The organism is Bradyrhizobium sp. LeoB3 (assembly GCF_055456055.1).
On sequence record NZ_JBVBEF010000172.1, the window covers coordinates 1 to 9367 of the forward strand.

Below are 9367 nucleotides of genomic sequence, written 5' to 3' on the forward strand. Positions count from 1 at the left end.
CGGTCCATCCAGGCAACCCTCGTCGCAACATTGAGGGTGAGTCGCCTCATTTTGTGGAGGGGACATACAGTCTAGCGAACTTCTCGTCATGGCGCGAAACCCAGGATTTGGTAAGATTACGTGCCGCCGTGAGGAAGCGACATGCTACGACGCGGTGCAACGAGACCCCCCGTAAAGGGTCAACGCGCAAAGAAGCCTAGGGCGGCTGGCAAGGCGCCGGCGGCACACTCATCCATTGACAACGCGCAGGAACAACTCGTGGAGCGCCGGAGGCGCCAACGCGACGACGCTCTGGAGCAGCAGGCTGCGACCGCCGAACTGCTCAGGGGCATCAGCCGATCCACCTTTGACCTGCAAGCCATGCTCGATACGCTGGTCGAATCGGCGGCGCGCCTGTGCAAAGCTAACCGAGGGCTCTTATTTCGGCGTGAAGGTTCGACTTATAAAGCAACGGCGTCTTACGGTTTTTCACGGGAATTCCGGCAGTTTCACGAAAGTCATCCCATTATACCCGGACGCGGGACAGCTGTTGGACGAACAGCGCTCGAAGGCAAGACGGTAAATATTCCCGACGTTCTCACTGATCCGGAATATACGTTCCTTGATGCGCAAAAACTTGGGCACTTCCGAGCCAATCTCGCAGTGCCCTTATTGCGAGACGGATATTCAATCGAGCATTGTCGCTGACGCGCTCCCAACCAATACCATTTAACGCCAAGCAAATTGAACTGGTCGAAACATTTGCTGCCCAAGCGGTCATCGCCAATGAGAACACGCGGCTGCTCAGCGAATTGCGCGAGCGCCAGGGCGAGTTGCGCGTCACCTTCGATAATATGGGCGATGGCGTTGTGATGTTCGGCGCTGACACGCGCCTTGTTGCGTGGAACCGCAATTTCCAGACGATCCTCGATTTGCCCGACGCCTTCCTCGCCCAGCGGCCGAGCTACGCCGACTATTTCCGCTATCTCGTGGATCGCGGCGAGTACTCTGCCGATCTCGCTAACGAAGATCTCCGGCAGGAGCTGCGCATTGAGCGTACGCGACCCGATGGCCGGGTCATCGAGGTGCGCCGTAATCCGGTGCCGGGCGGTGGCTTCGTACTGATCTACGCCGATATCACGGAGCGAAAGCGTGCCGAGGAAGCCATTCGCGCAGCGCGAGACGGTGCTGAGTCGGCCTTGCGCGATTTGCAGGCGGCGCAGGCGACCTGGTCCATGCACAGAAGACGGCGGCGCTCGGCCAATTGACCGCGGGCATTGCGCACGAGATCAAGAACCCGCTCAACTTCGTGAACAATTTTGCCGCAGTCTCATCCGAGTTGACCGACGAGTTGAGCGACGTACTCAAGCTAGTCACACTGCCTGGCAAGGTCCGCGAGGAAGTCGAAGAGCTGGCTGGCACCTTGAAGGACAACCTCGGACGGGTCGTGCAGCACGGCAAGCGCGCCGACTCCATCGTCAAGAACATGCTGCTGCATTCTCGCGAAGGTTCCGGCGAACATCGTTCTGCTGACATCAATGCGCTCGTCGACGAGAGTCTCAATCTCGCATACCACGGTGTCCGCGCCGAGAAGCAAGGCTTCAGCATTACTCTGCAGCGCGACCTCGACCCCGCCACGGGAATGGCGGACGTCTATCCTCAGGAGATCACACGCGTCCTGCTCAACCTGATCTCCAATGGATTTTATGCGACCTCCAAACGTGCCACTGGCATTGCTGACGGCTTCGAGCCGACGCTCCGCGTCACGACAAAGAATCTAGTTGACAAGGTTGAAATCCGTGTTCGGGATAATGGTATTGGTATCCCGCCCGAGTTAAAAGAAAAGATATTCAATCCGTTTTTTACGACTAAACCCGCGGGGAAGGGCACCGGCTTAGGTCTCTCCATGAGCCACGACATCGTTGTGAAACAGCACGGCGGCACGATTGACGTCCATTCCGAGCCAGGGGTGTTCACCGAGTTCACGATCACGTTGCCACGGACCAACATCGCGCAATAGGCCGCGGGAGGCTTCGTTGAGCACTTACATTCTGGTCGTCGATGACGAACCCGATGTCGAAAGCATGTTCCGCCAGCATTTCAGGCGCGACCTGCGCGCGGCTACGGCGACGAGGCGACAGGGAAAAAGCAACCGAACGCGGAGCGGCAGGCTTTCTGACCAAGCCGATCGACTTCGTCCTTCTGCGCCAAGAAATCGACCAGCGCATGGAGAGGACGGCTTGGTCTGCTAATGGCCGCTCTGAGCCGAACAAGGCTGCGGCCATTGTGAATGACCGGTGTCCGCGGTGGACCGGACGCGGCGCCGTGCTCACTTCGACCGCCGCTTATGGCCCAACTGCGACATCCGCACGAATCTATGATTCCGCGACCTCAGCTCGAACCGCGAGCGGAAACTCACGGCAGCTTCGCCCTTTTGGACTTAACTTCTGTAATTCAGCTAAGCCATCGGCAATCCGATCCAAGCAAGTGATATCTTCGCTGTGTGCTCGAGCGAGATTGCTCAAATGACGAAACCGGTTACATCTGGCCTCAGCTATGCCGCTCTGCGGAAAGAGTGCCTCAATGCAGTCAGACATTGGCCGGGGTGCGAAACCATCGGAGGTATTCAGATCATCCGGCAGGACAGCGGAAGGTTCTCAGTGCGAGTGACCTTGTACGGAAAGGCAAAACGGCGGCTTGCGGATCGCGCCATGAGTGCAGTTCAACGAGAAATGCGTCGGCGTTTCCATTTGATTGAATAATGATTTCAGCTTTGGCCCATGTGCGACATCGGGCCGGCCGGTCCGGCTCATGGCAATGACTATTTCCCCCTCCACCAGGTGTTATAGTGCTGCCGTTAAGCCGTGCGTGGCTGGGGACACATGAAGCGGATTAACTTGCTCGGCCGTGCGGCAGCGCGGCCACCGAGCGCCTGCCGCTGCTATGAGGTGCCTACTGCTAGCGAGGTGCGAAGATGTTGACCTCCGGAGCAAAGACACATCGGATGTGCGCCAGATCATCCCTCGCGGCACTATTGCTCCTATTGTATATATTTGCGGTAGTTGCTGCGCGGGCCGTTGAGGAAGACGCCGGCGTCGGTCCGCCGCCCGCGCTGGCGCCGGGCCAGGCACCGCCTCTGCCCAAACCGGGCCCTTTAGCCGAGCCCGTTTACCAACTCAGGTCGGCTTCCCCACGGCTTTGACCAACTATGTTATCTCGCCGTCCACGCTCAGGCCCGCCAGAGTCGCATTGGGTCAGACGCTGTTCTTCGAGCCTCGGCTCTCAGGCGACGGTACGGTAGCCTGCGCCACCTGCCACGATCCGGCGCAAGCCTTCACCGACGGCAGGCCCGTGTCAGTCGGCATCCATGGTCACGTCGGCCAACGCAACGCGCCAACCATCTTGAATGCGCTCTATAACAAGACGCAGTTTTGGGACGGCCGGGTCAATACGCTAGAGCAGCAGGCTGCGCTGCCGATCACAAATCCGTTTGAGATGGGCTCGGCCAGTATCGGCGATGCGGTGTCCAGGATCGCCGGTGACAAGGCCTATCAGACTCAATTCATGCAAGCCTTCGGCCGGGACGTGAACGAGCAGGATATGCTGAGCGCCATTGCAGCCTATGAAAACGGACGTTGACTTCCTTCGATTCTCCCTTCGACCATTTCGTCGCCGGAGACGCCAACGCCATCAGCGACTCGGCCAAGCGCGGTTGGGGGTTGCTCAACGCCAAGGCCCGTTGCCACCTCTGCCACGCTTTGACGGACAACCAGCCGGATACAACTCTCTTCATGGACAACGATTTTCACAATATCGGCATCGGCATCCTCCGCCACCGCGTGGGCCCCTTGGCGCAGCAGGCTGAGCGCGAGCTGGCGCAAGGACATCTAGGGGTTATTGATACAGCGGCGATCACGAGCGAGATGTCGGTCCTCGGACGCTTCCTCATTACGAAGGCGCAGAGTGATATCGCGTCGTTCAAGACGCCGGGCCTGCGAAATGTCCTCGTGACCGGGCCTTACTTCCACGACGGGTCGATGCAAACACTTTGGGATGTCATGGATCACTACAACAAGGGCGATGGAATCACCAACCCACGGCTCGACAAAGACATGCAGCCGTTGGCGCTGACCGAGCCGGAGATCGATGACGTGGTGGCGTTTCTAGCCTCACTGACAAGCCCGCAATACAAGCTGATCGGTGACCAGGAATATGCACGGCAAGTCGCTCTATCCAGAGTGAGCCGTTCTCAACGGGATACGGCGCGGGCTTTCGGCCCGAAGCCCACGCAGCCTAAGCCGCCCCCGTTCTAATTGTATTCGCCTCGATTGTCGTAGCTGCGATCTGAGCTGAGCCACGGCGCAAGAGTCCAGTTTTGACCCGTCAGCGAAGTGGCGATACCCCTCATTGAGGTCCGCTTACTGGTGCGGAGCGGGCCAGATTTGCTTACTCTGAGTTCTTCGCATTTTGACCCTAGCGGACGAGGGATAAGTGATCTTTCGTTGGCGCACTCAACGGTGCGAGAAGGCTAAAGCGGGCACGAGCGCCGCTAATAGAACTAGTCCGATCCCCATATCTATCGAAACGTCCGCGACATTGAAAACCCAAACGAATCGAAGCTTCGATGCATCGAAGAGATCGACGACAGCTCCTAGTCGAACACGATCGATTGCATTTCCAAGCGCTCCCGCGCTGATGAACGCGAACCCAAGTGCATTCACGATCGATGTTGACTGATGCAACATAAGTTTCAGCAAGATTGCAGCCACAGCCAGACCTAAAGAAATGAGCGCCCAACGAGACAACTCGCCGTAATCGGGGATCAATCCAAATGCGTAGCTCCGATTGTACACGAGCGTGAGGTCAACGGGGCCAGCCATTTTGATCGTACTGCCAACGGTGCCCAGAGATAGAAGTGCCCACTGCTTAGTAAACTGATCGAGAACAAGCATTGCAGATGCAATGGCTAAAGCAATCGTGCCCGTGCTCAGGCGGCTGTTTGACACCAAATTCCTCGTTTCGCGATCCCGGCCACGGGGTCTGGCCCATCCCCGATAGTCTTGTATCAGATCATGCTGAACAGGCGACCCGTGAATATCCGCTGATGGGCCGTGCCTGACCTTAGCCCGAAGCGTCGCAACGTCCGCTTCTCGTAGGGGACCTGAACAGGGTGATGCGAGCGGGCCAAGGCGGCCTTTGACCCATCTGCGACATGGGAAACTGGATTTACTGTGATGCAAAACCACGCTTCTCTTCAGAGGATACGCCTTTCATCTGGCACGGCCAATGAGATAGACGCATATTGCCGTGGCATTCGCACGCCGCGGCCGCGAGCAGCAACCGATCGATCTCGATTTGGCCTCGTCGATCAGATTTGATCGCTCCTGATGCGCGCAGATCGCGCATCAGGAGCGTCACCGTCGTTCGTCGCACACCGAGCATTTGCGACAAGGTCTCATGGGTGAGCGGAAGAACGTCGTGGTCGATGCAGTCGCAAAAATGGAGTAGCCATCGGACCATGCGGTCTTTGACCGGATGCAGTGCATTGCAGGCCGCGCCCAGCTGAAACTGCATCAGCATCGCCCTGCCGTGCATTTGGACCGCGTGCCGGATCGTAGGGCTCCGGTTGAAAGCGGCGCGAAATCGCGACGCGGGGATCGCGAGATGGCGCCGCTGTGAGGGAAGAAGACATAGTCGATCTCGTCCCCCGCTCGCGCAAGGATCGCGTCCTGATCGAGCGCGACCGTCTCCAGCGCGGGCCGCAACAGATCGAGATCCGATAGCGGCAGTGTGGCCAGGAAACAGTTGGGCATTCCGCCCGGACGCGTCACTGCAGATGACCCGCGGTGAGGCACTTCATCCCGGGCGGCGCGAAGCGGCGGCCTTAACACATGTTTAGATCTGCTGTCGCTACTCGCGTTGAGATCCAACTCACTTGCAAATTCGGATATTCCAACCGGATGTCGGCTCAAGCGTGAGTCCTCATCGACACGAACGGATCAATTTTAGGGGCTTGCGCCCGCGACATGAGCGCGGAGAGTAAGGGAAGAGAGTCAGTGCAAACGGCAGTCTCGATGCAGTTGCAGCGCGAAAATACGCAAGCTGCAAAAGGTGCTCTTCTCCACCGGCGTTGCGTAGCACCGATCTTCGGTTCCACCCATGTCGAATATGAAGGTCAGCTGGCCTTTGGCGCATTCCGGGTGTCATACAATTGTTAAAATTTGGACCGGTGCGTCGACCGATGCCCCTGGTTGGAATCTTGGAATTAGGTCAGCTTTCGTATCACTGCGAACCTGACGGCCGGCGCGACTTTAGACGACGGGTAGCGATTGACCCAAAGCCAACCTGAAGGCCTAAGCAAAGAATGGATGCGGAGCGTCTCCCGTTCCTTTCGCCTTCATAACCGCGACGCACTCCTCGATCTGCTGGTCGGACATGTTTAGTCCGAATTCGCCGCGCAGCACGTCGCTGAACTCCCTCTCGGTCACCAACCAGCGCTTCTCCGCGTGTCCGTCTGCGTCGCGCACAGTGACACGCGCGTTGTACATCGTGATCCGGCTCCTGTTCGGTCCCGGCTTCGCCACGATGATATTGCCTTGATATGGCGTCTCCGGGTGCGTCGCCGTGTACCAGTTGGTAATCTCGTATTCGCCATCGTAGCGTGGGTGAGGAATGACGCGGTAGATGTGTTGCCAGCCATCTTTGAGCCGCGCCTGAAGCGTCAACTCGCCTTCAACGTCGATAAATCGCATGACCTCGTGGGCGTTTCTTGCTCGATCTGCGGGGCAAGAAGGAGCGCGCTGGTCGGAGCAAGGTTCCCGAAGCCGACATCCGCAAGATAACTCCCCTCCGGCAGCTCGACTTTCAATAGCATGTGGATCGCCGGACGCGGCGCATCAAGCTCCAGTTCCTCGTACGACGCGCCCTTGCAGGCTCGTGATGTTGTAACCCAAGGACCGCAATCCGGGCCGAAATAGCATGTTCTGCTCGAAGCAATATCCGCCGCGCCTGTTCGCAATCATCTTGCGCTGAAGCGTAGGCACATCCAGCTTGGGCGGGTGCCCAAGCATGATATCCAGCGTTTCGTACGCGATTGAATGAGAGTGCGCGAAAATCAGTCGACTGTTGCTGGCGCCCGGTAGCGGCGACGCTGTCGAGGTGCTGACCACGACCATCGCGGTCGCGCCGCGGGTGCTGCACTAGCGCGTCTGACACGAACGACAACGCCCGGCGGAAATTCAACACCGCTCATCATCAAGCGTCGACACGGCGAAAGAGGCGGTTGATTGAACCTCTTTCAAGCAACAAATCGGCGTGCCCTTCGTCTCAAGGCTCCGTACTCAGCCATCGCCGAGCAACCGCGAGCGCCGGCAAGAAAGAAGCCCCGGACGAATGCCGGGGCTGAGTTGGCTGGAGTTCGGGAAAATCAGTAACGGGCAACCGGTGGTGCGTAAGCGCTCCAGTCGAAGCGATAGTTGACGCGCAAGGTGACCATATCCACGTCCTGACTGATCCGATTGAGCGCGCCGGCAACGATGGGATTGACCACCGAGAACGAATTGTTCGCATGGCCCATGAACAGGTGGTCGTACTCGACACCGAACGACCAGTTCGGTGCGAAGCCGTACTCGTATCCGACACCCACGCTACCGCCCCAGCGGGTCGAATTAGAAGCGGCGAAGTCAATGCCGGTAAGCGTGTCGAGAATGCTGTAACGGTTGCTCGTCAGCGCCCCGCCACCCTTGAAGTACAGCAGCGACGTGTTCCAGGCATAGCCGATCTGGCCGGTGAAAAGGCCGATGGCATCGGTTCTCGCGCGGGTCGAGACCAGCGGGTCGATGAAGGTGGCGCGCGTACTGTTGATACTAGTCCAATCTCCTTGGGCCTCCAGGCCGAACACCCAGCCACCCCCCCACTGCCATCGATACCCGATCTGCCCACCAACCACGGCACCGGACTGGCCATGACACCCGTCACGGAACGGGTTACCGAAAGCATCGACAAAATCCGCGCAATTGCGGCTCTCGCCCCAGCCGGCATTGGCGCCGACGTAGAAGCCGTTCCAGTTGTAGACCGGCGGAAGCGGAGGCGGTGGCGGCGCCTTGACGGCCATGTCAGCGGCCAGTGCCGGCACGGATGCCCCGAGTGCAATCAAACAAACAGTGCCCAGCAAAAATTTCTTCATATAGGTCCCCATTTTACGGCGTTGCTTGGATCGGACGGCCGTTGAAACTAATTGCGGCAGTTGGGTCCTAACTCCCCATGCCACCTGACGAGCATAGGTGATTTGACACTCGAAGGCCGTGCCCCAAGCGCAACACTTGGATTTTGTTTCGGGAAAAATGGCAGCTACTGTTGCAATGGTTATGCAATCTGTGCCAGACGCGCCTCATTAAGGGCGGCGGCATTTCAAGACGCATCCCCTGGTCAACCGACGGAATCTTGCTTAGGCGGTGCCCATGCGTGCCTGCGAAAACTTCGGCCGCACCTCCGCGCCACGCTTGCCGCAGGCGGTTTAAAGTCGGGCTCGACGTCCGACAGCCGGATGTGGTCGGGCCAGCGGCCGGCGCTGATCTCAATGTGGTGGCCACGTGTGATCGCGGCAGTAGACCAGCGACCGGGAAATTCATCCGCACTTTTGACGAAACGCCGGCAGGCGTAGCACGGGCTTATCCTTCAGCGCCCTTGCGGCTGGAGGCGTTGCGGCTGGAAGCGCCGGGACCTCCGGCTGATTTTGCTGCGGTGCATGAGTCTGTTCCTGGCCCCAAGCAGCGCTTGGAGGATGTCCGCTATTCCGCCGCTGCCAGGGCACGAGCGGACATCCGGCGAACGGCGAAAAGTGACGCGATTGACCCTGGCTGTGTGAAAAGCCACGAGGCGGCTACGATTCCTCCGTTTCCTGATTGGGGGATACGGATGGGACGATTCGTTGAAGGCGCGGACAGATCCCAGCTGACGCTGTTGCCGGAATGGCTGGAGGATTGGGTAAGCGAGGACAACGCGGTCCATGTGATCGATGCGTTCGTCGAGGCGCTCGACCTGCATGGAATGGGGTTTGAGCGCGTGATCGCGAAGGAGACGGGCCGGCCCTCCTATCATCCGGCAGTCCTCCTGAAATCGGGTGCAATCCAGCCGGCGCCTGGAACGTGAGGCGTGCCGCAATGTCGAGGTGATGTGGCTGATCGGCCGCCTGGCTCCCGATCACAAGACGATCGCCGATTTCCGGAAGGACAATGGCGCGGCGATCCGGAAGGTTTGTGCGAAGTTCGTTGCCCTATGCCGGCAAATGGGCAGACCCCAAGCGTCGCAACCGACGGCAGCAAGTTCAAGGCGGTGAACAACCGCGACCGCAACTTCACGCATGCCAAGATGGCGAGGCGGATGGCGC

General features: G+C 58.9%; 7 protein-coding genes and 5 pseudogenes. 7 read left to right on the forward strand and 5 right to left on the reverse strand.

The annotated features are described in order from the left end of the window. The first annotated feature begins 258 nt into the window (after positions 1–258). From ACZXDY_RS43400 to ACZXDY_RS43425, 6 genes and pseudogenes are all read left to right on the forward strand, one after another. Positions 259–687: a GAF domain-containing protein gene (locus ACZXDY_RS43400; RefSeq protein WP_464349715.1), complete on the forward strand. Its 429-nt coding sequence runs from the start codon at positions 259–261 to the stop codon at positions 685–687. 164 nt (positions 688–851) lie between these two features. Continuing rightward, positions 852–1088 (forward strand): annotated as a pseudogene (locus tag ACZXDY_RS43405) (PAS-domain containing protein); the annotation flags it as partial. 90 nt (positions 1089–1178) lie between these two features. Beyond that, positions 1179–1999 (forward strand): annotated as a pseudogene (locus ACZXDY_RS43410) (sensor histidine kinase); the annotation flags it as partial. Between the two features lie 16 nt (positions 2000–2015). Beyond that, positions 2016–2220, forward strand: a pseudogene (locus tag ACZXDY_RS43415) (response regulator); the annotation flags it as partial. A gap of 1008 nt (positions 2221–3228) precedes the next feature. Then, the gene (locus ACZXDY_RS43420; RefSeq protein ID WP_464349716.1) at positions 3229–3618 is read left to right on the forward strand and encodes a cytochrome-c peroxidase; all 390 of its coding nucleotides are present in this window, start codon (positions 3229–3231) and stop codon (positions 3616–3618) included. Then, positions 3615–4292 (forward strand): cytochrome-c peroxidase, encoded by a 678-nt coding sequence (locus ACZXDY_RS43425; RefSeq protein ID WP_464349717.1) that lies wholly within the window; start codon positions 3615–3617, stop codon positions 4290–4292. The genes ACZXDY_RS43420 and ACZXDY_RS43425 overlap by 4 nt, the downstream gene beginning before the upstream one ends. 198 nt (positions 4293–4490) lie before the next feature. Here the strand turns inward: ACZXDY_RS43425 and lspA are convergent, their stop codons facing one another. From lspA to ACZXDY_RS43450, 5 genes and pseudogenes are all read right to left on the reverse strand, one after another. Further along, positions 4491–4985: a signal peptidase II gene (lspA, locus tag ACZXDY_RS43430; protein WP_464349718.1), complete on the reverse strand. Its 495-nt coding sequence runs from the start codon at positions 4983–4985 to the stop codon at positions 4491–4493. Between the two features lie 220 nt (positions 4986–5205). Further along, positions 5206–5553: a Crp/Fnr family transcriptional regulator gene (locus ACZXDY_RS43435; protein ID WP_464349719.1), complete on the reverse strand. Its 348-nt coding sequence runs from the start codon at positions 5551–5553 to the stop codon at positions 5206–5208. A 779-nt stretch (positions 5554–6332) separates the two neighbouring features. Beyond that, positions 6333–6853 (reverse strand): annotated as a pseudogene (locus tag ACZXDY_RS43440) (arylamine N-acetyltransferase family protein). A gap of 22 nt (positions 6854–6875) precedes the next feature. Then, on the reverse strand, positions 6876–7154 hold the full coding sequence (locus ACZXDY_RS43445; protein WP_464349720.1) for an arylamine N-acetyltransferase: 279 nt from the start codon (positions 7152–7154) through the stop codon (positions 6876–6878). Between the two features lie 251 nt (positions 7155–7405). Next, the gene (locus tag ACZXDY_RS43450; protein WP_464349721.1) at positions 7406–8164 is read right to left on the reverse strand and encodes an outer membrane protein; all 759 of its coding nucleotides are present in this window, start codon (positions 8162–8164) and stop codon (positions 7406–7408) included. A 731-nt stretch (positions 8165–8895) separates the two neighbouring features. Here ACZXDY_RS43450 and ACZXDY_RS43455 point away from each other — a divergent pair. Beyond that, positions 8896–9367: pseudogene (locus tag ACZXDY_RS43455) on the forward strand (transposase); the annotation flags it as partial.